The sequence below is a fragment of the Mesorhizobium sp. M1428 genome (assembly GCF_040317515.1).
In the GTDB taxonomy this organism is placed as follows: domain Bacteria; phylum Pseudomonadota; class Alphaproteobacteria; order Rhizobiales; family Rhizobiaceae; genus Mesorhizobium.
This window is the reverse complement of sequence record NZ_JAMYKT010000004.1, coordinates 258,501-282,301: the sequence shown is the minus strand read 5'-3', so window position 1 is coordinate 282,301 and position 23,801 is coordinate 258,501. Positions and strand designations below refer to the sequence as shown.

24 protein-coding genes are annotated in these 23,801 nt (G+C 62.5%); 3 read left to right on the top strand and 21 right to left on the bottom strand.

Going from position 1 to position 23,801, the window contains the following annotated elements:
• Positions 1–23 precede the first annotated feature (23 nt).
• The 8 genes from tsaE to NKG60_RS08455 form a co-directional block, all read right to left on the bottom strand.
• Positions 24–1,535, bottom strand: coding sequence for a tRNA (adenosine(37)-N6)-threonylcarbamoyltransferase complex ATPase subunit type 1 TsaE (tsaE, locus tag NKG60_RS08490; protein ID WP_352863016.1), 1,512 nt, complete (start codon positions 1,533–1,535; stop codon positions 24–26).
• An 8-nt stretch (positions 1,536–1,543) separates the two neighbouring features.
• A complete protein-coding gene (locus tag NKG60_RS08485; protein ID WP_352863015.1) occupies positions 1,544–4,105 on the bottom strand; it encodes a sensor histidine kinase in 2,562 nt (853 codons plus the stop codon).
• Positions 4,106–4,293: 188 nt separating this feature from the next.
• Positions 4,294–5,694 (bottom strand): adenosylhomocysteinase, encoded by a 1,401-nt coding sequence (gene ahcY / locus NKG60_RS08480; RefSeq protein WP_352863014.1) that lies wholly within the window; start codon positions 5,692–5,694, stop codon positions 4,294–4,296.
• Between the two features lie 156 nt (positions 5,695–5,850).
• On the bottom strand, positions 5,851–6,147 hold the full coding sequence (locus tag NKG60_RS08475; protein WP_023677551.1) for an HPr family phosphocarrier protein: 297 nt from the start codon (positions 6,145–6,147) through the stop codon (positions 5,851–5,853).
• Positions 6,144–6,545: a PTS sugar transporter subunit IIA gene (locus NKG60_RS08470; protein ID WP_254815942.1), complete on the bottom strand. Its 402-nt coding sequence runs from the start codon at positions 6,543–6,545 to the stop codon at positions 6,144–6,146. The genes NKG60_RS08475 and NKG60_RS08470 overlap by 4 nt, the downstream gene beginning before the upstream one ends.
• 164 nt (positions 6,546–6,709) lie before the next feature.
• On the bottom strand, positions 6,710–7,156 hold the full coding sequence (locus tag NKG60_RS08465) for an HPr kinase/phosphorylase (protein WP_352863013.1): 447 nt from the start codon (positions 7,154–7,156) through the stop codon (positions 6,710–6,712).
• 174 nt (positions 7,157–7,330) lie between these two features.
• The gene (locus tag NKG60_RS08460) at positions 7,331–9,115 is read right to left on the bottom strand and encodes a sensor histidine kinase (protein ID WP_352663480.1); all 1,785 of its coding nucleotides are present in this window, start codon (positions 9,113–9,115) and stop codon (positions 7,331–7,333) included.
• A gap of 143 nt (positions 9,116–9,258) precedes the next feature.
• Positions 9,259–9,960, bottom strand: coding sequence for a response regulator transcription factor (locus NKG60_RS08455; protein WP_023677547.1), 702 nt, complete (start codon positions 9,958–9,960; stop codon positions 9,259–9,261).
• A gap of 342 nt (positions 9,961–10,302) precedes the next feature.
• Here NKG60_RS08455 and NKG60_RS08450 point away from each other — a divergent pair, with 342 nt between their 5' ends.
• The 3 genes from NKG60_RS08450 to NKG60_RS08440 all read left to right on the top strand — a co-directional run bounded on the left by NKG60_RS08450 (position 10,303) and on the right by NKG60_RS08440 (position 13,178).
• Complete coding sequence (locus tag NKG60_RS08450; RefSeq protein WP_352863012.1) at positions 10,303–11,913, top strand: phosphoenolpyruvate carboxykinase; 1,611 nt, start codon at positions 10,303–10,305, stop codon at positions 11,911–11,913.
• 79 nt (positions 11,914–11,992) lie between these two features.
• Complete coding sequence (gene arfB / locus NKG60_RS08445; RefSeq protein ID WP_352663484.1) at positions 11,993–12,430, top strand: alternative ribosome rescue aminoacyl-tRNA hydrolase ArfB; 438 nt, start codon at positions 11,993–11,995, stop codon at positions 12,428–12,430.
• A 130-nt stretch (positions 12,431–12,560) separates the two neighbouring features.
• Positions 12,561–13,178, top strand: a complete 618-nt coding sequence (locus NKG60_RS08440; protein WP_352863011.1) for an alpha-ketoglutarate-dependent dioxygenase AlkB family protein — start codon at positions 12,561–12,563, stop codon at positions 13,176–13,178.
• On the opposite strand, the gene NKG60_RS08435 is transcribed toward NKG60_RS08440, so the two are convergent.
• From NKG60_RS08435 to NKG60_RS08375, 13 genes are all read right to left on the bottom strand, one after another.
• Complete coding sequence (locus NKG60_RS08435) at positions 13,141–14,754, bottom strand: hypothetical protein (RefSeq protein WP_352863010.1); 1,614 nt, start codon at positions 14,752–14,754, stop codon at positions 13,141–13,143. The genes NKG60_RS08440 and NKG60_RS08435 overlap by 38 nt on opposite strands.
• A gap of 88 nt (positions 14,755–14,842) precedes the next feature.
• Positions 14,843–16,315 (bottom strand): hypothetical protein, encoded by a 1,473-nt coding sequence (locus tag NKG60_RS08430; RefSeq protein ID WP_352863009.1) that lies wholly within the window; start codon positions 16,313–16,315, stop codon positions 14,843–14,845.
• A gap of 91 nt (positions 16,316–16,406) precedes the next feature.
• Positions 16,407–16,802, bottom strand: coding sequence for a GtrA family protein (locus NKG60_RS08425; RefSeq protein WP_023677541.1), 396 nt, complete (start codon positions 16,800–16,802; stop codon positions 16,407–16,409).
• 7 nt (positions 16,803–16,809) lie between these two features.
• On the bottom strand, positions 16,810–17,580 hold the full coding sequence (locus NKG60_RS08420) for a class I SAM-dependent methyltransferase (RefSeq protein WP_352863008.1): 771 nt from the start codon (positions 17,578–17,580) through the stop codon (positions 16,810–16,812).
• A complete protein-coding gene (locus NKG60_RS08415; protein ID WP_352863007.1) occupies positions 17,580–18,587 on the bottom strand; it encodes a glycosyltransferase family 2 protein in 1,008 nt (335 codons plus the stop codon). The genes NKG60_RS08420 and NKG60_RS08415 overlap by 1 nt, the downstream gene beginning before the upstream one ends.
• 77 nt (positions 18,588–18,664) lie before the next feature.
• Entirely contained in the window at positions 18,665–19,624 is a 960-nt protein-coding gene (coaA, locus tag NKG60_RS08410) for a type I pantothenate kinase (protein ID WP_352663496.1), read from the bottom strand.
• Between the two features lie 18 nt (positions 19,625–19,642).
• Positions 19,643–19,969, bottom strand: a complete 327-nt coding sequence (locus tag NKG60_RS08405; protein WP_292660336.1) for a phosphoribosyl-ATP diphosphatase — start codon at positions 19,967–19,969, stop codon at positions 19,643–19,645.
• A gap of 36 nt (positions 19,970–20,005) precedes the next feature.
• Positions 20,006–20,800 (bottom strand): imidazole glycerol phosphate synthase subunit HisF, encoded by a 795-nt coding sequence (gene hisF, locus NKG60_RS08400; protein WP_352863106.1) that lies wholly within the window; start codon positions 20,798–20,800, stop codon positions 20,006–20,008.
• The gene (locus tag NKG60_RS08395; RefSeq protein WP_352663498.1) at positions 20,797–21,633 is read right to left on the bottom strand and encodes an arginase family protein; all 837 of its coding nucleotides are present in this window, start codon (positions 21,631–21,633) and stop codon (positions 20,797–20,799) included. The genes hisF and NKG60_RS08395 overlap by 4 nt, the downstream gene beginning before the upstream one ends.
• On the bottom strand, positions 21,630–22,379 hold the full coding sequence (gene hisA, locus NKG60_RS08390; protein WP_352663500.1) for a 1-(5-phosphoribosyl)-5-[(5-phosphoribosylamino)methylideneamino]imidazole-4-carboxamide isomerase: 750 nt from the start codon (positions 22,377–22,379) through the stop codon (positions 21,630–21,632). The genes NKG60_RS08395 and hisA overlap by 4 nt, the downstream gene beginning before the upstream one ends.
• A 2-nt stretch (positions 22,380–22,381) precedes the next feature.
• Positions 22,382–22,672, bottom strand: coding sequence for a DUF1330 domain-containing protein (locus NKG60_RS08385; RefSeq protein WP_352464684.1), 291 nt, complete (start codon positions 22,670–22,672; stop codon positions 22,382–22,384).
• A 3-nt stretch (positions 22,673–22,675) separates the two neighbouring features.
• Positions 22,676–23,326 carry an imidazole glycerol phosphate synthase subunit HisH gene (hisH, locus tag NKG60_RS08380; protein ID WP_352505976.1) on the bottom strand — a complete coding sequence of 217 codons (651 nt, stop codon included), beginning with the start codon at positions 23,324–23,326 and terminating at the stop codon, positions 22,676–22,678.
• A gap of 1 nt (position 23,327) precedes the next feature.
• Entirely contained in the window at positions 23,328–23,801 is a 474-nt protein-coding gene (locus NKG60_RS08375) for a DUF2628 domain-containing protein (RefSeq protein WP_352863006.1), read from the bottom strand.

Below are 23,801 nucleotides of genomic sequence, written 5' to 3'. Positions count from 1 at the left end.
CTCCAGGCCCAAATCCTTAGCCGTCAAATCGACCGTTCCTCCAGCAAGCCGTGGGCGATGTAGAAATCCTGTAGCCCGGCCAGCGCCGGATGCGCCAGTGCCCGGCGAAGATAGTCGCGGATGCGCGGCAGGTGCTTCAGATAATAGGGCTTGCCGTCGCGTTTTTCGAGCCGCACGAAGATGCCGAGGATCTTGGAATTGCGCTGTGCGGCCATGATTGCATAGGTTTCGCGGAATTCGTCCTCGTCGAAGGCGCCGGCGGTGCGTCGCGCGGCGATATAGGCGGCGAGCGTGTGCTTTTCGATTTCGGGTGAGATGGTGACGCGCGCGTCCATGGCGAGCGAGGCGACGTCGTAGGCTGACGGTCCGATCAGCGCATCCTGGACATCGACGACGCCGAGGCGGTCGTGACCGGAACGGTCACCGCGCCAGATCAGGTTGGGCGAATGAAAGTCGCGCAGCATCAGCGTGTATTCGCGCCCCTCCAGCCGATCGAGCACCGCATTCCATTCGCTGCGGTAACCGGCGCGCAGTGCCTCGCCTGGCGGAGCGCCTGATATCGCCGGGACATACCAGTCGACCAGCAATTCGGCCTCGATCATCATGGCGTCGCGGTCGAAAGGCGGCACCTCGTGGAAGACGCCGGGGCCGGCCTGCATGCGGGCCGGCCATGTTTTGCCGTGCATCATGGCAAGCAGTTCGGCCGCCGCCGCATAGCGCGCGACCACCGGCTGGCCGCGCTTGTCGAGAAACCCTTGGGAACCGAGATGTTCCAGCAGGAGAAAACCCTGGTCGAGGTCCTGGGCATGGATTTCCGGGACGCTGACGCCGCCGGCCCGCAAGGCCCGATCGATGGCGACGAACGCCGAAACGGATTGCGCGGTGTGGGCGATCTCGGCATAGGGTTTGCCGTCGCGAACTGGCGGTCCGAGCACCAGCCTTGGCGAGTTCATCAGCACGCGCGGCGGAAATCCGGCGAGCGTGACGATCTCGTAGGAGCGGGCCGAGGCATCACCGATGAAATATCGCCGCTGCGCTTCGCCCCAACCGGCCTGCCCGAGAAAATCGCGCATCGCCAGCGATCGCGCCGCGCGCTCGAAGGCGGCGCCCTCTCCCGACAGTCTCGCCAGTCGGCCATGGCCCTGCTGGAGAAGTTCGACCAGCACCGAGGTTTTCGGCAGATATGCCTCTGCCCGCTCCGACCATTCGACCAGCGCGGCGCCTTGCGTCAGCGCCTCGTCGAAGCCCAGCTCGTGCAGCTCGGATGCCGTGCCCAAACGGTAGAGATCGAAATGATGGACCGGCACACGCGTGTCGTAGCTCTGGACCAGGGTGAAGGTCGGGCTCGGCACGTCGAGGCCGGCATCGTCGGCCAGTGCCCTGATCAGCGCCCGTGCCAAGGTCGATTTGCCGGCGCCGAGATCGCCCTTGAGAGCGAGCACGTCGCCAATGCGCAGCGACATGGCGAGATCCTCACCAAGCCTTGCCGTCGCGGCCTCGTCGGCGAGAAAACGCTCCAGCACCAATACCACCATCGAACGCGCTACTCGGCCGCCGCGCGGATGCCGGACGGCGTGTCGGGAAAGGCGCAGACAACCGTGGTGCCCTTATCCCTGCCTGTCTCGATGCGGACGCTGCCGCCATGCAGTTCGACAAAGCTCTTGACGATCGAAAGGCCGAGCCCGGCGCCACGGCGACGGCCGCCATTGGTGCGCGGCTCGAAGCGCCGGAACACCGAGTCAAGCAAGTCCGGCGGCATGCCGGGACCGTCATCGTGAACGGAAAATTCCACGCCGTCGGCAAGTTGGCGGCAGGCGAGCGTTATGGTGCTCGCCTCCGGCGCGTAATTGGCGGCATTGCTGAGCAGATTGTAGAGGATCTGGCGGACACGTATCTCGTCGCCGTGGAAGGTTTTCGGCGCGGCCGCCGCGTCGATCCTAAGCTTGATCGCATGTTCCTCCAGCCGGTCGGCGACCAGTTCGGCGGCGGCTGTAATGGTTCGGTCGATGTGAACTTCGGAAATGTCGAGTTCCATGATGCCGGCATCCACCGTCGCCAGATCGAGGATGTCGTTGACGATGGTGAGCAGGACCGAGGAGGACGAGCCGACATGCCCGATATATTCGCGTTGCTTCTGGTTCAGCGGACCAGTCGACGGCAGTGAAAGAAGCTCGGTAAAGCCGATAATGTTGGTGAGCGGCGAGCGCAGCTCATAGGAGACGTGCTGCACGAATTCGTTCTTGATCTGGTCGGACTTTTGCAGCGCCTCATTCTTGTCCTTCAGTGCCCGCTCGACGTTGACGCTGTCGGTAACGTCGACGAAGGTCATCATCACCTGGCCGTTAGGCAAAGGGATGACTGCGTAGCGCAAAACGGTGCCGTTGTTCAATTCGGTCTGGCCGTGGCGGTCGCGGCGCTCGTCGTCGAAGCCGGTGATGGCGGCAACGAACCCACCCCACGGACTATCGACGGCACGGCGGTCGCACAGGTCGCGGATCGTCGAGACATGAACGTTGGGTTTTGAGGCATCGGCATCCAGCCCCCACAATGCCGCAAAGGCCGGGTTCGACAATCTCAGCCTGCCGTCGGGGCCGAACACAGCGACGCCTTCGGCAAGGTTGTCGAGCGTCTCGCCCTGGACCCGCACGGCGGTCTGGTAGCGGCTTTCAAGGTCCATCTTCTCGGTCAGGTTCTCGAACACCCAGGTGACGCCGCCCTTGGGCTGCGGATTGGCGACGACGCGAATGGTTTTGCCGTCCGGCAGATGCCACCAATGCTCCTGCGATTCAACCGCGCGGTAAGCGCCGAGCAAACCCTCTTTCCAGCGCCGCCATTCGGGCTGCTCCGCGATCTTGCCTTCGCTGCGCAGGCGGTCGAGCAGCAAGGCGTTGTCCGGCGCGCTGTGCAGGAAGCCACTGTCGAGGCCCCATAGTTTCTGGAACGCCTGATTGAAAAACCGCAATTTCTCGTCGGTATCGAAAATCGCCACGGCGGTGTTGAGCTGATCGAGCGTATCGGCGTGGCTCTGCACGGTCCGCTCATACTCGGCGCGAATGGCCTCGATAGCGCTGATGTCGCAGGCAAGACCAGCCGAACCATCCGCCCCGGCAAAATCGGTCACGGCAAACATGCGGCGGTCACCTTCGATGACCGTGGAGAGCGTCTGTTCGAAGACGGGGTGCGACTTGTGTTGCGCAGCGATCGTGTCGCGCGCCTGGCCGCCGAGGAATTCCTTGCCATCGCGGACCGCCGCTTCGGCATTCCCGGCCTCGACCGCTTCGGCGTAGGCCCGGTTGACCCATTTCAGCCGCCCGTCGACGGTGCGCAGCCATGATGGCATCTTGAGCGCATCGAGAAGCCCGATCAGCGTCTCATGGTCGGCGGCTAAGCGCTGGTTCTCGATTTTCAGCCTGGCCTGGCTTCGCTGTGTCTCCGAAAGCGAGACGAAGCGAACCAGCACATGCGCCGCACTCTTGCGGCCGTGGACCTCGAGCGGCTGGCCGGCCTGCGATTCGATAACCAGATCGAACGGCTTTGCCCTGTCCCGCAGCGCCGCGATGGCATGTTCGAGTGCGGCCGCCGAACGCGGCATCAGCCAGCGGCCGAAAGCCAGGAAGGCGGCCCGGTCCTCCGGCGCGCCGCTTTCGATCGGCAACGTCCCGACAAGCTCGGGTTTCTTGTTCTCGGCCGCCCATACCACCACGCGCTGATCGCGGGAATGGAGCAGCGCCTCCGAGCGCTGCAGCGCTGCATTGACGTCGGCGATGCGGGTCCTGAGCTCGGCATTTTCCGCCGAGGTCCGCGCCCTTTCGCGGATCAGAAAGATGGCCGACAGCAAGGCCGCCCCCATGACGCCGACGAACATGGCGAGTTGCATGACCTCGACCGTGCTGACCGACAGCCCGGCCTTTTGCGCCACGCGGGTTTGGGCATGTGCAGTAAAGCCAAGCAGCGGACCAACCAGCGCGGAAGAAGCAAGCAGCACCCCGACACGGCTGCCGGCACGCCATAAAAGGCTGCCGCCTCTGGCAGCGGAGCCCGTGATCGAATCGTGATGGCCGCCGGAAACGGCCTGTCCCGCGCAAGGCGGGTTATCCCCCGGCATGTCTTGGTCCTCTTCGCCGCCTGAATGCAAGACCGCCCTGATGCGTGCGCCCGGGCCTCGTCCCCGGACCGCGAATCAGCACCATAGCGCTTGCGCGAATCGGCGTGAAGAATCAATCAGCGCAAAAATAAAGCCGGGCGAAAAGTCAATCACCCGGCTTCAATATCTAGTGGCAAGTTTCGCCGTGGTTAATAGCGGTAGTGTTCCGGCTTGAACGGTCCCTGCGGAGTGACGCCGATATAGGCGGCCTGTTCGCCGGACAGTTCGGTCAGGCGGGCACCGAGCTTGTCGAGATGCAGGCGCGCGACCTTTTCGTCGAGATGCTTCGGCAGGACATAGACCTGGTTCTCGTACTGACCGGGCTTGGTGTACAGCTCGATCTGGGCCAACACCTGGTTGGTGAAGGACGCCGACATGACAAAGCTCGGGTGGCCAGTGGCGTTGCCCAGGTTGAGCAGACGGCCCTCCGACAAAAGGATCATCCGCTTGCCGTCCGGGAAGGTGATCATATCCACCTGCGGCTTGATGTTGGTCCATTTCAGGTTGCGCAGCGACGCCACCTGGATCTCGTTGTCGAAGTGACCGATGTTGCCGACGATCACCATGTCCTTCATCAGGCGCATGTGGTCGAGGGTAACGACGTCCTTGTTGCCGGTGGTGGTGATGACGATGTCGGCCGTCGGCGCCGCGTCTTCGAGCGTGACCACCTCGAAACCATCCATCGCCGCCTGCAGCGCGCAGATCGGATCGACCTCGGTGACCTTGACACGGGCGCCGGCGCCCTTGAGCGAAGCCGACGAGCCCTTGCCGACGTCGCCATAGCCACAGACGACCGCGACCTTGCCGGCCATCATCGTGTCGGTGCCGCGGCGAATGCCGTCGACCAGCGATTCCTTGCAGCCATATTTGTTGTCGAATTTCGACTTGGTGACGGAATCATTGACGTTGATCGCCGGGAACGGCAGCAGGCCTTTTTTCTGCAACTGATAGAGCCGGTTGACGCCGGTCGTCGTCTCTTCGGTGACGCCGCGGATCGCTTCCTTCTGCTTGGTGAAGAAGCCGGGCGATGCCTGCATGCGCTTCTTGATCTGGGCAAACAGGATCTCTTCCTCTTCGCTGCCCGGATTGGACAGCACATCCTCGCCGGCCTCGGCGCGGGCGCCGATCAGGATGTACATGGTGGCATCGCCACCGTCGTCGAGGATCATGTTGGAGGTGCCGCCATCGGCCCACTGGAAGATCTTGTCGGTATAGACCCAATAATCCTCCAGCGTCTCGCCCTTGACGGCAAACACCGGAATTCCGGCCTCGGCAATGGCCGCGGCAGCGTGGTCCTGGGTCGAGAAGATGTTGCAGGAAGCCCAGCGGATATCGGCGCCGAGCGCCTTCAGCGTTTCGATCAGCACCGCCGTCTGGATGGTCATGTGCAGCGAGCCGGTGATGCGCGCGCCCTTGAGCGGCTTCCTGTCGCCGAATTCCTCGCGGCAGGCCATCAGGCCAGGCATTTCGGTTTCGGCGATCTCGATCTCCTTGCGGCCCCAGCCGGCAAGCGCGATGTCTGCGACCACATAGTCCTTGCTACCCGTCATGGCAGTGCTCCGATGCGAATTGATTGCGGGACGCGCCCGCCCCGAAAGCGTGTCGGAGGGCGCGAGGTGCCGGCCTGACTAGCAGATCGGGAGTCGGACGACAATGGGATATAAAGAAATCTTTATCCGTGCATGTCTTCAGCAGCGATCAGCACGTCAGCATTCCTCGCCAAAACGGGAAGCAACCAGTTGCTCCAGCGCATCGATGACCTCTTCGGCCTCCGGGCCGGTAGCGGTGACGCGGATCGAATAACCGGGGCTCGCCGCCAGCATCATCAGGCCCATGATCGAGGTACCGCCGACCTTGACGCCGTCCTTCTCGACCTGGACCGTGGCGTTGAAGCCACTGGCGATTTGAACGAACTTGGCCGAGGCGCGCGCGTGCAGGCCGCGCTGGTTGACGATCGGAAAGTCGCGAACGATCTTGTCCTTTTCCGGCAACAGGGCACTCATTTGCTGCTCAGGAGCTGACTTGCGACATTGATGTATTTACGGCCGGCAGCCTGCGCCTCATCCAGCGCGGCCGTCATGTTGTCGCCTTTGCGAACGCTGGACAGCTTGATCAGCATCGGCAGGTTCATGCCGGCAATGACCTCGATACGGCCGGATTCCATCACGGAAATGGCGAGGTTGGAGGGCGTGCCGCCGAACATGTCGGTCAAAACGATGACGCCCGATCCCGTATCGACGCGGCCGACTGCGTCGATAATGTCGCGGCGGCGCTGTTCCATATCGTCGTCGGCACCGATCGCCACGGTCTCGAAATTGTCTTGTGGCCCAACGACATGTTCCACGGCATTGCGGAACTCGGCGGCCAGTTGACCGTGCGTTACAAGCACGAGTCCGATCATTCTTTGGTGGCTCCCGTCATCGCCGCTTCACAGGCGCATTTTATGCTCGCCGACCGTTCCAGGTGGCGGGAGCGCTATCTTGTCGACGCAAGGCCCGTTGACAAGCCCAAAATTGCGCCGGCCCAAGCCAATTTGACGCATTGCAGCAAAAAATCGAAATCGGATCACAGGAAAGGCGCAATCGACAGGCGCGACATCACTGCCGGCAAGGCCGCCGCTACATTGCGCCCGGCAAGATCGATGCGCGGCACCGGACAGCCTGCCACCGGCTCGCTGACTTCCTCCTGAAAACGGGCCATTTCTGCCTTCGGCACCAGCCGGACATGCAGGTCGATCACGCCACCCAGCTCGAACGGCAGCGGGCGCGGCATGAACCCAGGCACTTCGGCGAGACCGGCGATGGCCGTCGGTACGCGACAGACCAGCCGCCCGGTGTGAGCCGTGGCGAGCAGCCTGTCGTCGCCGATAAGCCGCGAAAAAAGCCCGCGCGCGCGGCAATGATCCAAGAGTGTCAGCGCCAGCGTTGTCTTGCCGGCGCCGGACGGTCCGGTGATGAGGACGCCGCGCTCGCCGATCAACAGCGCCGTGCCGTGAATGTTTTCAGCCTGCATGACCGGACCGGGTTATGCATTTTGGAAATCCTGATCCAGCCCCGTCATCCTCGGGCTTGTCCCGAGGATCTGCCGGTCTTTCAATTGTGTTCGCACCATAGTCATCGTCTCGTTGCGCGGCAGATCCTCGGGACAAGCCCGAGGATGACGACCGTAACGCCGCGATATCCGGGATCATGCTTCGGCCGGCAGCGTCACCACGAAGCGCGCGCCCTTGATCTCGCCAGGCTTGGTGCCCGGGATGTTCTCGGCGCTCAGCGTGCCGCCATGCGCTTCGACGATCTGCCTGGATATCGACAGGCCAAGGCCCGAGTTCTGGCCGAACGCCTCGCCGGCCGGCCGGTCGGTGTAGAACCGCTCGAAAATGCGATCGATGTTATCGGCCCGGATGCCGGGCCCGTTGTCGTCGATGGTAACGATGTTGAACTTGCCTGCGCGCGCCAGCGATATGGTGATGTGGCCACGTTCTTCGGGGACGAACGAGCGGGCATTCTCGATCAGGTTGGTGATCACCTGGCCGATCCTCAGATCATGGCCGACGACGAAGTAGCCTTTCACGCCCTGCGGCAGCTTGGCGACCTTGAATTCGATCTCGACCGCCTTCTTGTTGCGCGTGGCCTCGCGCGAGACGGCGACCAGATCGGTGATGAACTTCTTGAGGTCGACGGTTCCCGCATCTTCCCGCGCCAGTTCGGCGTCGAGACGGGAGGCATCGGAAATATCGGTGATCAAGCGATCAAGCCGCCTCACATCGTGCTGGATGATATCCATCAGCCGGCTGCGCGAATTGTCGTTCCTGGCCAGCGGCAATGTCTCCACCGCGCTGCGCAGCGAGGTGAGCGGGTTCTTCAACTCGTGCGAGACATCCGCGGCAAAACTTTCGATCGCCTCGATGCGGGCGTAGAGCGCATTGGTCATGTCGCGCACGGCGATCGACAGATTGCCGATCTCGTCCTGGCGGTCGGAGAAGTCGGGGATTTCCTCGCGGTTCTTGACGCCGCGGCGAACCCTGACCGCCGCCGCGGAAAGCCGGCGCAACGGGTTGGCTATGGTGGAGGCCAGCAGCATCGACAGGATGGCGGTAACCAGGGCGGCGATGCCGAACACGCGCAGGATCGCCTTGCGCTCGGCCGCGACGATCTTGTCGATGTCGCCGCCTTCGGTCGACAGCATCAGCACGCCGAGAACGGCACGGAAGCGCTGGATCGGTACCGCCACTGAAACGATCTGCTCGCCCTGCTCCGAGATCCGCACGATCGTCGACGGACTGCCGGTAAGCGCCTTGACCACTTCCGGAAACGCCGCCCCGTTGCCACCCGGCTGCTCGCGATAGACGGGCAGTTGCTTGTTGCGGAAGAAATCAAAGACGAATTTCTGGATGCGCTCCAGAAGGTCCGGCTGCTCCTCTTCGACCGGCGGCAGGTCGTAGCGAAGGATCTGGCCGCGCGAATAGAGATGGCGGGAATCGAGCAGCAGGTTGGCGTCGCGGTCGTAAATGCGGGCGCGTGTGCGCGTCGGCGAGATCAACCGCCTGAGCACCGGCGCCACGCGCTCCGGATTGATGGGGAAATCGAGGTTGTCGAGTTGATCGGAGCCCGGGCCGAGGCTTTCGCCGGCCTGCAACTCGAGCAGCTTCTCCGGATCGATGCTGATCGAATCGGTCTCGACCGTCGCCGAGGCGGCGATCGCGCCGGCGATGATCTCGCCTTGGGTCATCAGGCTCTCGACACGGGCGTCGATCAGCCCGTCGCGAAAGGTATTGAGATAGAGAATGCCGGTAACCAGGACGGCCAAGCCGGCAAGGTTGAGAAAGAGGATGCGCCGCGTCAGGCTGGAAAAGATGTGGTGGCCGAGAAACCGGCGCATCGGCACCGTAATTTTCGACACGAAGGCGGGCAGAATCCGCGGCGGGCGCCTGGCGGCGCCCGACCGTCTCACTCGCTCTACTTCCACTGCCATCGAATAGCAGCTCCCGCTTAGTCTTTAGTTTGATGCATGTCGTTGCCCCAAAACCGGGACCACTTTTGGGCGACATGCATTAGCGTTTCGATGCATGTCGTTGTCCCAAAAACCGGGACCACTTTTGGGCGACATGCATTAACTCATGCTTCGCGGAACCGATACCCGACTCCGTAAAGGGTTTCGATCATTTCGAAGTCATCATCGACGGCCTTGAACTTTTTGCGCAGCCGCTTGATGTGACTGTCGATGGTGCGGTCATCGACATAGACCTGCTCATCATAAGCCGAATCCATCAGCGCATCACGGCTTTTTACGACGCCTGGACGCTGGGCCAGCGAGTGCAGGATGAGGAACTCGGTGACGGTAAGCGTCACCGGCTCGCCCTTCCAGGTGCAGGTGTGGCGCTCCTGGTCCATGACAAGCTGGCCGCGCTCAAGCGACCGGGCCTGCTGGTTAGGCGCCTTGGCCGCCGCCTCGCGGGTGCTGGCGCGGCGCAGCACGGCGCGGACGCGTTCGACCAGAAGACGCTGCGAGAAGGGTTTGCGGATGAAGTCGTCGGCGCCCATCTTGAGGCCGAACAGTTCATCGATCTCGTCATCCTTGGAGGTCAGGAAGATTACCGGCAGGTCGGATTTCTGACGCATCCGGCGCAGCAACTCCATGCCGTCCATGCGCGGCATCTTGATGTCGAGGATGGCGAGGTTCGGCGGGCGCGCCGCCAGTCCCTCCAGCGCCGACGCCCCATCCGTGTAGGTTTCGACCCGATAACCCTCGGATTCGAGAGCGATCGAAACCGAAGTCAGAATGTTGCGATCGTCGTCGACAAGCGCGATTGTTGCCATTTCAAGCGGCTCCCTCATGAGCTGTCCCTTCTTTCGTCGAGAAGGGGCTTTTGCAGGACAAATTAGGTACAAAATGTGGCATAGGCTTTATCCGCTGTCACGCGCGGCATGCCGGCGGCCACAATTGTACCTCGATATGAATTGGACGAATGAACATCGCCAATCCTTTGGGCAACCATCAGTGTTTTTGCACATATAAACGATTTAAACAACTTTCAAAATATTTAAATCGATTAATGATTTGATATCATTCGCCTTTTCTGGTTTTGACGTTTTTAGCTCCTGCAATGGGAGTTCCGGAATTCGCCGGTAAAGACGCGGTAAATCGAAGAAGGGACACCCATGTCGGAAGCCGGCAAACGCAATCCTGCATGTGCAATCGATCGGATCGGCCTGAGAACCACTGGCGTGGTGCGCTATAATTTCGGCGCGGCCGCGCTCTACGAGGAGGCAATCCGCCGTGGCGAGGCCCGACTCACCGCGCATGGCGCGCTTGCGGCCGAGACCGGGCAGCACACCGGCCGCTCGCCCAGGGACAAATTCGTGGTTCGCGACGAAAGCACCGCGCCGCATGTATGGTGGGACAACAACAAAGCGATTTCGCCGATCCAGTTCGATACGCTGCTTGCCGATTTTCGCGCCCATGCGGCTGGAAAGGACCTTTATGTGCAGGACCTGGTCGGCGGCGCCGACGAGGAGCTGAAGCTGCCGACCAGGGTGATCACGGAGCTTGCCTGGCACTCCTTGTTCATCCGCAATCTGCTCATCCGGCCGGCCGCCGCCGAACTCGAGCATTTCATGCCCGATTTGACGATCATCGACCTGCCGTCGTTCCGTGCCGATCCCGCCCGCCACGGCACGCGCGGCGAAACGGTGATTGCCGTCGATCTTTCGCGCATGATCGTGTTGATTGGCGGTACCTCATATGCCGGCGAGATGAAGAAGTCGGTGTTCACCGTGCTCAACTATCTGTTGCCGGCAAAAGGCGTGATGCCGATGCATTGCTCGGCCAATGAAGGGCCTGCCGGCGACGCGGCCGTTTTCTTCGGCCTTTCCGGGACCGGCAAGACGACCTTGTCGGCCGACCCGTCGCGCACGCTGGTCGGCGACGACGAGCATGGCTGGGGACCGCACGGCATCTTCAATTTCGAAGGCGGCTGCTATGCCAAGACGATCAAGCTTTCGGCCGAAGCCGAGCCGGAGATCTTCGCCACCACCCAGCGCTTCGGCACGGTGCTGGAGAATGTGGCGCTCGACGCAGGCCGCGTGCCGGATTTCGACGACGGAGGGCTGACCGAAAACACACGCTGCGCCTACCCGCTCCACTTCATTCCGAACGCCAGCAAGACGGGGCGCGCCAGCCACCCGAAGAACATTATCATGCTGACCGCCGACGCATTCGGTGTGATGCCGCCGATCGCGCGGCTCACCCCGGCGCAGGCCATGTACCATTTCCTCTCTGGCTATACCGCCAAGGTGGCGGGGACCGAGAAGGGCGTTACCGAACCCGAAGCGACATTTTCGACATGCTTCGGCGCACCGTTCATGCCGCGGCATCCGTCGGAATACGGCAATCTGCTGCGCGAGCTCATCGCCCGCCACGGTGTCGATTGCTGGCTGGTCAACACCGGTTGGACCGGCGGCGCCTACGGCACCGGCAAACGAATGCCGATCAAGGCAACGCGGGCGCTGCTTGCGGCGGCGCTCGACGGCTCGCTGAAAGCGGCCGGCTTCCGCACCGACGCCAATTTCGGTTTCGACGTACCGGTGACGGTTGCCGGCGTCGACCGCGCCATTCTCGACCCGAGATCGACCTGGATCGACAAGCCCGCCTATGACCGGCAGGCGGCAAGGCTGGTCGGGATGTTCGTCGACAATTTCGAAAAGTTCGAAGCCCATGTCGACGCCACCGTGCTCGGCGCCGCACCACGCATGCAGGTCGCGGCTGAATAGCCGTCGCCCCTGGTGATGCTTCGAGGCCCGGCTTCGATCGGGCCTTTTCTTTTTTCGCCTGCCGCGCCATGACTGCGGCATGAACGCCGACGACAAGATCATCATTACCGACGATGCGGTGATTAATCCGGGCGACCTGCACGAGGACTTCATCCGTTCGTCGGGGCCAGGCGGCCAGAACGTCAACAAGGTGGCGACGGCAGTGCAATTGCGCTTCGATGCCGCCAATGCGGCTGGCCTGTCGGAGCGGGTGCGCGAACGGACCATCAAGCTTGCCGGCCAGCGCGCCACCAAGGACGGCGTCATCGTCATCGAAGCCGGACGCTTCCGCACACAAGAGCAGAACCGGGCGGACGCCCGGGCGCGGCTGACGGCACTGGTCGCCAAGGCCGCCGAACCACCACCACCGCCGCGCAAGAAGACCAGGCCGTCCAAAGGCGCGGTCGAAAGACGGCTCAAGAGCAAGGCCGGGCGCGGCTCGATCAAGAAAATGCGCGGCCGGGTCGAGGATGACTGACAGCCGAAGCGGCTTGGGATCGAAGATCGCCGGTTAAAGCACGCAGCCACCGTCGGAGGCGGCTTTCGGGTCGCCGTTTTCATTTGACCGTGGCATTCTGATTTTCCAGGCCAACGGATCAAGCGACGCGATGCTCGTACTGCCCAAAGGCGTCCGCCATATGCCCGGCTACCTGTCGCGCGCCATGCAGGAAGTGCTGGTGGAAGATATCAGGCAGGTCGTGCAGGAGGCCCCGCTGTTCGTGCCGGCGATGCCGCGTACCGGCAAGGAGATGAGCGTGCGCATGACCAATTGCGGCCCGCTAGGCTGGGTCACCGACAAGGAGCACGGCTATCGCTACCAGCCGACCCACCCGGTGACCGGAAGGCCTTGGCCGCCGATCCCGGAGATGCTGCTCGAACTGTGGCGGGACGTATCCGCCTATGCGCACCCGCCGGAGGCCTGCCTGGTCAATTTCTATTCGCAGGATGCCAAGATGGGTCTTCACCAGGACCGCGACGAGAGCGATTTCTCCGCGCCTGTCGTCTCGGTGTCGCTCGGCGACGATTGCCTGTTCCGGGTCGGTCAGACGACGCGCGACGGCGCCACCAAATCGTTCAGGCTGAAGAGCGGCGACGTCGTCGTGCTTGGCGGCGAAGGCCGGCTCTGCTTTCACGGCGTCGACCGTATCTACCCGTCGACCTCGGCATTGCTCAGGATTGGCGGCCGCATCAATCTGACGCTGCGACGGGTGACGATGCCGAAATAGGCTGTTCGGGTGGCCGATCGCCCGGGCGGACATAATCGTCGCGCAGATAGATGCGCTCGGTCTCGTCCTCGACGAGAATGCGGTAGTGCGCCAGGATGGCGTCAAAGCCAAAACGCCCCATCAGTTGGCTTGTCCACATTGTGTTGTTTTTCTTGAAGACGACGACATCCGGCCGCAGACGCGCGAACTCTTCGCGTTTGCTTTCGACGTAGCGTACCATGATGGCTTGGTAATGGATGGCTTCGGCGGTGTCACCCGAGAGGGCTGCCTCCCGGGACAGGGAAAGTGCGAACGCTCCAAGCCAATCGCTGACGTGGGTCGAAACGAATTGCCCATCGATCATACGGTTCAAGGGATGTCCCGAGGAAATATCCGAACTGACCAACGCCACGGTCGGTCGATCGGTGGCGGCGCGAATGGCGGCAACCAGCGCCGGCCCTGGTTTCTGGGTGCTCCAGTACGGCAAGAAAGCGATTGCCACCGCCGCCAAGGCCCAAGCTCGCGAAGGAGCCGTCACGAACGCCAACAGCTTCGACGGCGGCTGCACGATCCTGGGCACCGCCAGCAGGCAGAAAATGGCCGCCACGGCGCAAAAGATCGCGGGATAGGCATGATAAGAATAGCCTTTCGCTTGGTAGAACAGGGGAAACATGCCGGCGATCGATGCCGCCAACGCCACCGCCGCCAGCTCTGGAAACCGCCCGGCAGGCCACAGCCACCAGATCAGGAAGACAAGGAAACACCATGGGAAACCGTAGCCGGTCACAATCGGCCAAAAGATGCCGATCTTTCCATAAACATCCGCCAAGAGGGGATAGACGTCGCGCAGGAACTCCGGATGGATGAGCGTGACGGTGCTGAGATAGACAATGCAGATGGCGCCAATAACCCAGTGTTCCGGGGCGAAGATCGGTTTCAGACTGCGCCGGCGCACTGCAACGACCAACGCCGGCGCCAACACCATGATCGCATAGTAGGGCTTGACCAGCAGCAGAATGCTGCCCGACAGGCCGGCGAGTAAGGCAAGCCCGATGCTTGGTTGGGCAGCTGCGTCTCTGCGCGCGCGCCAGGCATGAAGCGCAAGCAGCGGCATGAAAAGCGCCGTGCCGATATGCTCCCGCTCGCTGAAGGCGTTGCCGGGGAAGATCACCAACATTGCGCAAAACGCCGGCCCCAGTGCAAACAGCGATGCAGTTTCAGTGAAACCCGCGCGCTTGACGATCACGCCCGAGAGCGAAAGTCCGATGAGCACGGCAAGATAAGTCCAGGCCTCAACCAGGATTTCCGGGGCGGTGCCCAGCAATCTGGCCGCAGCCACTGGCGGCAGATAGAGCCAGACGCTGAATGGAGGATTGGTCTCGTAGATTTGGGAGTAAAGCCGCTCACCGGACAGCATGCGCTCGCAGACCGTGATCAGCCAGCTGGTGTCGGTAACAGTTCCCCAACGTTGCTGCCAGACGATCGAGAAGACCGTGACGGCGGCAATGGCCAGGACATTACGGCTAGGAAGCAGCGACGCCGCGATATCCCGGCCGCGCCACCGGCTCAAGCCGTCAATGTCGTTCGAGACGCTCATGATGTTGCACCGAGGCTCTCGAGATCGAGCCATATGTCGTCGAGCGGAGCGATTGGATCCAGCCGTGCCATGGTTTCTGGAAGCCTCCTCAATCGGTTTGGAGCGGCGCGGCCGCCGTATAACGAAGATAGACAGTGATTTCCGGCTCGGCGTGCAGCAGACGATAGTCGGCCAAAGCGGCAGCGATCCGCTTGTCCTGCAGCATCAGGGCAGTCCACGCGGGCGAGCCTGACAGCACGATATCGGGCTTCCTCGCTGATATCTCGGCGGCGTATTCGCCGATCACCCGATCGCGGATGCTTTCAAGTTCCCGTCTCCGTTCGAGATCGCCGGTGACGCGGGCGAGCGTGTCCGCGTTGGAGACCGCCCAGGCGCTCGGATGGCGTGATATGAACCTGCCGCCGACCAGCCTGGCGAGGGGATGGGCGACCTGCATCTGGTCGGCAATCGACATGATAGTCGGGGTTTCGACCGTCGCGCGGATCGCGGCGACAGAGCGGGCGATCGGGCCGTTATCCGTTGTCAGCGCCGCGTACTGTGCCCTGACCGCTATTTGCAGCACCAGCACGCTACCGAAGATCAAGGCGGCCTTACGAACGACGCCTGCACTGCCGAATGTGCCGAACCGCAGAAGCTGGATGCCAAATGCAAGTGTTGCAACAACGACCATCGGCAGCGCGTGATTGGGCCAACCCTTGCCCATGATGATGAAGGCTGGAATGAACCCCAGTGCGGTCAGAAGCGGAATCCTGACGTCCCAGCTCGTCTTTCTCAGGCCGCCGGCCGCAAGCACGGTGGCGGCGGCCAGAAGCAGCACCACTTTCGGCCAGTTTGCCAGCATATCGGCGGCAGAGGCCCTCAACGGAAGATAGACCTCCCTGACCAAGGGCAGGACGTCGCTTAAATAGGCGCGGTCGAAGAGCGCGATGGATGCCGCATAGGCGGCCACGATCGCAGCGCCAACCAGGTTCTCTGCGACGAAGAGCGGTCTCAGCGACCGCCTTTCAAGCGCAAGACAGAGCGACGGCAACATGAAGGCCAGCACAAAATACGGCGGCTTGACCATGACCACGACCGCCGCGCCGAAGCCCGCGACCATGTGCTCCAGAGGCGAGCCCGCGGCGAAATCCGGAGTCCGCTGACGTGTGCATTGCAACGCCAGCCAAGGCAGAATGGCAATCAACGCCAAGTGCTCGCGTTGGCCGAATTGATCCGGCATGAAACACAGGATCAAAAACAGGGCCGCCGCTGCCGCCCACAGCGCATGGGGCTGCCGGTAGACCGGTTCATCGCGCGCGAAAATGCGGACGGAAATGAAAATACTGGCCAGGCTCAGGCAAACGACGCCAAGCGTCAGCCAGAATTCCGCACGGATGCCGGTGAGCTTTTCCAGGAGCATGAGCGGCAGGTAGAGCCAGATCGAGAAAGGTGGGTTGGTCTCCACGATGTCCGTGTTGAGCCGCTCTCCGCCAAGCAGGCGGTCGCAGACGACCAGAAGCCACGACACGTCGACATTGGTCGGAATTGCAACGGTGGATAGCCAGACGGCGTATGTGACCACCAGGCAGGCCAGCAGCAGCGGAGCACCCGCTACGCCCACAAAGGGCGAGAAACGGTTGGCGCCGGGGAGCAGTTCACTGAGGGATCGCGCGCTAGAGACCACGAAACACCCAGCGCCCGAGGACGACATAGTTGATGACCGGCACGGCAATGCAGGTGAGCAGGATCGGGATTGCGGCAGGGACGCCGAGCATCTGGGTCAAAAGCCCCGGCAGGGCGATCGCGACAGCGAGACCGGAAGCGGTGAGCAGGAGGAAGCGAGGCAGTTCCATCGCGTGGCTGCCGCCCGAGGTAAAGGTGAAATATTTGTGCCCGGTGTAGGAGAACAGCGCGGCGACGGCGTAGGCCGCAAACGATGTGAGCGCCGCCGGCAGGGCCGCCGTTGCCTGTCCACGCGACAGCAGGAAAGCGCAAACGGCGTAGATCAGCGTCGACGCAATGCCAATCAGCGCAAAGCGCGATAGTCGACGATACGAGCCGGTGCCCATGACGCGGTCAAGCTGCCAATTTCTCGTCGAGGTGACCGGTTTCGACGGCGCTGTCCTTGCGGAACACCGCCAGCAGCGAAACACCGAAGGGCAGGCTTGCATTTGGTATGATGCGGCCTTCCGCCGAAAACACTGCCTTCATCACTGCATTCAGTGGTTTCGGCGGCGTGGCATGGCCGGCTGGCAAGGCCGACTTGCGCAACCTGTCCACCAGTCGTGCCAGCGCCGCTACCGGAAAGAGCGCGGCATTTGTGTAGCTCAGCCGGTCGATCGCGAAACCAGCCTTTTCAATTCGTTGACGCAGCAGATCGCGCGAATAGCGCCGCATATGATGCAGCCCCACATCATGCGTGCTCCACAACCATTGGTGTGCGGGCACGGTAAGGACGACGCTGCCGCCCGGTTTCAGCATTTGGCGGATCGCGGCAAGCGATGCCTCGTCTTCAGCGACATGTTCCAGCACGTCGAACAGGCAGACGAGGTCGCAGCTTTGCGGCGTGACAGGAATGTTGTCCGGCAGATGTCCGGCGAGGAAGTCGCGGCCGGTCTTTTCCCGGGCAATCCTGCGCGCGAGATCGCTCATCTCGACTGCCGTCACGGCGCCGAACTGCTCCAGCATCCGGATGTTGCCACCGGTGCCGGCACCGATCTCGACGATGCGCGCGTTTTCAGGCAGGCCGATGCTGCGAATGACCGCCTCGGCGATGGCGCGACGCCCGCAGAACCACCAATGCTCGTCTTCGGTGGCGGCCATCTGTCGGTAGGCGTCGATCTCCATCAGCTCATTCCCTCATATTTGCGGCGCACGATGTAGATCGGACGCTGCTTGATCTCGGCATAGACCCTGCCGAGGTATTGTCCGATGATGCCGATGCCGAGTAACTGGATGCCGCCAAGGAAAAGAACACTGACCAGCAGCGAGGCGTAGCCGGGCACATCAACGCCAAAGATCATAGTCTTGGCGACGATCAGCAGGCCGTAGAGGAACGACAGCGCGGAAATCGTCGCGCCGACATAGGTCCAGATTTCAAGCGGAGCGGTGGAGAAGCTGGTGATGCCTTCGAGCGCGAAGTTCCACAGCTTCCAGCCGGAGAATTTCGACTGGCCGGCGATGCGCTGATCGCGGACATATTCGACGCTTGCGGTGCGGAACCCGACCCAGGCGAACAGGCCCTTCATGAAACGACGGCGTTCGGGCAAGGACCGCAACGCCTGGATGACCTGGCGGTCGATCAAACGGAAGTCGCCGACATCGTGCGGGATCTTCTGCTGCGCGATCCAGTTGTGAACGCGGTAGAACATCGAGGCGGAGCGTTGCTTGAGAAAACTGTCGCTCGACCGGTTGGCTCGCTTGGCCAGAACGACCTCGAAACCCTCGCGCCACTTTTCCACAAGCAGCGGAATGACATGCGGCGGATCCTGCATATCGACATCCATCGGAATCGCTGCATCGGCATCGCAGCTGTCGAGACCCGCAGTCATCGCGGCTTCCTTGCCGAAATTGCGTGAAAGGTCGATTACGTGGATGCGTGGATCGGTTTGTTGTGCTTCGATCAGCTTTTCGAGCGTCGTATCGCTGCTGCCGTCGTTGACGAAGATGAACTCGAGGGCAACGCCTTTGTCCTTCAGCGGCGCAGTGCTTTCGCACACCGCCTTCAGGAATGGAGCAATTGCGCCTTCTTCATTGTGGACAGGCACGATCAGGGCAATCGTTGCGGCGCCGCTGCCCGGATGTACGATGCGGTCAGCTGCCGGCCGATCAATGTTTAGGAATGGCGCATTCATTTGTTTGCCGAGCCCGCAGATCAGGCCCGACAATAGAAAGACTGGGTTAAGATGACTTTAAGGAATGTCCCGGGATTTCACAGTTTCCTGAGTGCCACTTCCTCGACCAGATGGTTGGCGCCCTTGCGCAGGATGAGATCGGCACGGGCGCGGGTCGGCAATATATTTTCACGCAAATTCTTCAGATTGATGTTGGTCCACAGGCCCTCGGCGATGGCGCGGGCCGCATCCTCGGAAAGCTGCGAATAGCGGTGAAAGAAGGAGGCCGGGTCGCGGAAGGCGGTTTCGCGCAGCCGCATGAAGCGGGCGATATACCAGTGATGGATCAGCGCCTCGTCGGCATCGATGTAGATGGCGAAGTCGAAGAAATCCGACAGGAAAGGCACGATCTTGCCGTCCTTCGGCAGCTTGCCCGGCTGCAGGACATTGATGCCTTCGAAGATCAGGATGTCCGGCCGGTCGATGGTCTGGAACTCGCCCGGAATGACGTCATAGGTCAGGTGCGAATAGACCGGCGCGCGGACGTTGCGCTGCGCCGATTTAATGCCGGACAGGAAGCGCAGCAGCGCGCCGACATCGTAGCTGTCGGGAAAGCCCTTGCGCTCCATCAGATTGTTGCGGCGCAGGACTTCGTTCGGCAGCAGGAAACCGTCGGTGGTGACCAGGTCGACCTTGGGACTCGACGGCCAGCGCGCCAGCAGCTCCTTTAGGACGCGCGCCGTGGTCGATTTGCCGACCGCCACGGAACCGGCAATGCCGATGATGAACGGTGTCTTGGCCACATCCAGCGCGTTGAAGAAGGCCTGGCGCTGCCTGAACAGGAGTTGACTGGCTTCGACATGAGCCGACAACAGCCGTGACATCGAAAGGTAGATGCGCTCGACCTCGTGGAGATCGACCGGATCGTTCAGCGACCGCAGACGATGGATCTCGTCTGCGGACAGCGTCATCGGCGTATCGGCGCGGAACCGCGACCATTGCTCGGCCGAGAAGAAACGATAGGGTGAATACTTCTCGGTAGGAGCGAGCTGGTCCATCGAGTTCCTCCGCAGCGATCAGCCCCGGTCCAGCCGAGACGCCTTTTCGGCGATGCCCGAACGACCGGTGCGGCGTTCAAGCTCGTTGAGCACATCGCTCAGCGGAATGCCCGCTACGCCAAGAACGACAAGCCAATGATAAATGAGATCGGCGCTTTCCGAAACAAGCGCGGCCCTATCGGCGCTAACGGCTGCGATCACCGTTTCGACCGCCTCTTCGCCGAGTTTCTGCGCTGCCTTGCTCATGCCGCGCTGAAAGAGCTTGGCCGTCCACGAATCCGGATCGCCGGAACGTGCGCGTTCGCCAATGATCTTCTCCAGATCGGAGAGCGAGAACTCAGTCATGACGGCATTTACAGCCTCTTCTTAGCCGGAAAGGCTCTAGGACCGATTACCCGGCGAGTCCAGCCGCATCGGCAGTCCGGCCTGAGCCATATGCAGCTTGGCCTCGGCGATGCTGTAGGTGCCGAAATGGAAGATCGACGCCGCCAGCACCGCGCCGGCGTGGCCGTCGCGAATGCCTTCGACTAGGTGGTCGAGCGTGCCGACGCCACCGGAAGCGATGACCGGCACGCGTACGGCGTCGGCGACCGCGCGGGTAAGCGCTATGTCGTAGCCGGACTTGGTGCCGTCGCGGTCCATTGATGTCAGCAGGATCTCGCCGGCGCCGAGATCGACCACTCGCCAAGCGAACTCGACGGCATCGATGCCGGTCTTCTCGCGGCCGCCATGGGTGAATATCTCCCAGCGATCGGCCTCGCCCGCAGCGGACACTTTCTTGGCATCGATGGCGACGACGATGCACTGGTTGCCGAACTTGTCGGCAGCCTCGGCGACAAAATCGGGGGTCTTCACCGCCGCCGTGTTGATCGACACCTTGTCGGCGCCGGCCAGAAGCAGCTTCCTGATGTCGGCGACCTGACGGACGCCACCGCCAACGGTCAGCGGCATGAAACACTGTTCTGCGGTGCGGGCGATGACATCGAAAATGGTCTCGCGGTTTTCCGACGAGGCGGTGATGTCGAGAAAGCAGAGCTCGTCGGCGCCGGCCGCGTCATAGGCTTTTGCCGCTTCGACGGGATCGCCGGCATCGACCAGGTCGACGAAATTGACACCCTTGACGACGCGGCCGTTCTTGACGTCGAGACAGGGAATGACGCGGGCTTTCAGCATCAGATCCTCCCGATCTCCGCAAGAAAATCGACAAGCAGCAGGCCGACGACGGGCGGAACCTCAGACTGGGAATCAAAGGCCGGGTCGTAGGCCGAGAGCGTCACGCCGACAATCGGGATGGACCTGGCCAGTCCGCAGGCAAGCTGCCGTAGCTGTTCCGGGCTCGGACCGCCCGGATGCGTGTAGCGGTTCACCTGCAACACATCCGGATCGAGGACATCCAGGTCGAGATGCAGATGTCCCCGAACCGCCCCTGCCGCTGTGAGCTTTCCGACTCTATCGAGTGCACCGGCACATTCGCTGCACACGATCGGCAAGGTTTCCAGCAGGCGCTTTTCGTCGGGATCGAGGTCGCGGGCATCGACCAGCATGCAGCGCGCCGGGTCTATCGGCCGGAACCCCGGAATCGCTGCCGCCATCGGACGCCAGCAGAGCCCGAGCGTCGCCGCCAGCGCCATGCCGTCGAGAAAGCCGTAGGCCGACGTCTCCGGCGTGTTGAGATCGCCATGCTGATCGATCCAGATTATCGAATCCGCGGCTTCACCGGCGACCGCACCGGCGGCGGTCAGGCAATTGCCAGCAAGGATAATGGGGAAGCGTCCTCCATCGCGGGCGAGGCTAACCTTGGTCGCGACGGCGTTGCAGACGGCAAAGCCGGTTGCGATTTCGCGCCCCTGCTCGTCTCCAACCTTGCCGATATCTTCGACGGCGACGTCATGGCCAGCCACGGTCAGGGCTTCGACGAGCCCACCGCCGACGATGGCGTCCGGCCCCTCGCCGCACCCTTCGTGATAGTGCCCGCTGTCGTAAGGAGCGAGGATAATCGAGACTTTCATGATGACGCCCCTGCCATCGGCTTGCCGCGCAGGATCGCCAGTGCCTCGGCCGGATCGATGCGGCCGTCGTAGAGCGCGCGGCCGGAGATCGCGCCTTCGAGCTTCTGCGCATCGGGCATGGTCATGCGCACGATGTCGGCGATCGAGGCGAGCCCGCCCGAGGCGATGACCGGGATCGACACCGCCTCGGCGAGATCGATGGTGGCGTCCCAGTTGATGCCGGTCAGCACACCGTCGCGGTCGATGTCGGTGTAGATGATGGCGGCGACGCCGGCGCCTTCGAATTTCCTCGCCAGTTCGAGGACGCCGAGGCTCGAGGCCTCGGCCCAGCCTTCGACCGCGACCTTGCCGCCCTTGGCGTCGATGCCGACGGCGATCTTGCCCGGGAATGCCTTGCAGGCCTGCCTGACCAGATCCGGATCGCGCACCGCCACGGTGCCAAGAATGACGCGGGCCAGCCCACGGTCGAGCCAGTCCTCGATCTGCGCCAAGGTGCGGATGCCGCCGCCGAGCTGCACCGGATTACTCGTCGCCTTGAGGATGGCGCCGACCGCCGCGCTGTTGACGCTCTGGCCCTTGAAGGCGCCGTTGAGGTCGACGACGTGCAGCCATTCGAAGCCCTGCTCTTCGAAGGCGCGCGCCTGAGCGGCCGGATCTTCATTGTAGATCGTCGCGGTCGCCATGTCGCCGTGCTTGAGGCGCACGCATTTGCCGTCCTTGAGGTCTATCGCCGGAAACAGAATCACCTTCAGGCGCCTTCGACGATGACAAAGTGGCCGGTCGAGCCGGCGAGCCTGTACTTCAAGGCCTCCTGGTACTCAGGCGAGCCGTAGCATTCCATCGCCTTTTCATAGGATTCGAATTCCACCAGCACGTGGCGATTGCCTGTCGGCCCTTCCGGGCTGGTATACCGCCCGGCGCGCACCGGGAACGTCGCGCCGTATTTCGCGAAAGCCGCGGCATTGGCCTCGATGTACTGCTTGTAGATCTCGGGATCGTGGACATCGACCATTGCCATCCAATAGCCCTTCTTGCTCATGATTCAGGGCCTCCAGCCTAGGAAATTGGTGATCAGCGCCAGGCCCAGCGCCTGGCTCTTCTCGGGGTGGAATTGCGTTCCGGCTAGGTTGTCGCGGGCGACAGCGGCCGTTACCGGGCCGCCATAGTCGGCAACCGCCAGCACCTCATCCTCCTTCCGTGCATCGAGATGGTAGGAGTGGACGAAATAGGCGTGCAGTCCCTTGCCGCCCGTCGCAATACCGGAAAACAGCGGATGCTTGCGCTTCAGGTCAATCGTGTTCCAGCCGATCTGCGGGATCTTGAGTGTCGGATCGGCCGGCGTGATCTCCTTGACGTCGCCGGCGATCCAGCCAAAGCCCTTTGTGACGGTCTTTTCCAGGCCTCGCTCCGACATCAGCTGCATGCCGACGCAGATGCCGAGGAACGGCCGAGCCTTGGCGATAGCCACCTCCTCCACCGCTTCCCACATGCCGGCGACCGCACGCAGTCCAGCGGCGCAATCGGCATAGGCGCCGACGCCGGGCAGGACGATGCGGTCGGCGGTCCTGACCCGCTCGGCATCGGCGGTGAGCTCGATCGCGGCGGCAATGCCGGCTTCATGCGCGGCACGCTCGAAGGCCTTGGTGGCCGAGCGCAGATTGCCCGACCCGTAGTCGATGATCGCGACCCTCATCTCAGGGCTTTCCCGGAATATGGTTCAGCCCCAGCGCCAGGCCCATCTGCGCCGGCCGGGCATGTGCTGCGTCCGGGACGATGCGCTGCGCAGGAGCTTGTGCATTCGAACCTGCATCGGCTTCCACTACATAGCGAATGTCGGCATCGTCGAGCCTGTCGGCCTCGACCACGCCCCATTCATGCCAGCCGCGACGGCGCAGGGCTGCGATCCGCAAGCCCTGTCCTTCCAGTCCGACAAAGAGCATGACAAGCAGGGATAAAAGCGAGCCGGCTGTTTCCAGGTCCAGCCTTTCGTCCAGCATCGAGAGCAGGCCCATGGCGACAAACGCCAATGCCGCTTCGACCCACAGCCGGTGCCAGGCCAGCCACAGCGGCGGCACCAGGAAGCCGAGCCAGGCAAAGCCGTCACGGACAAAGGTAGTGTCCACGCTTTCGCTGCGGCCTGGCGGCTCCATCACGACATAGATGGCCAT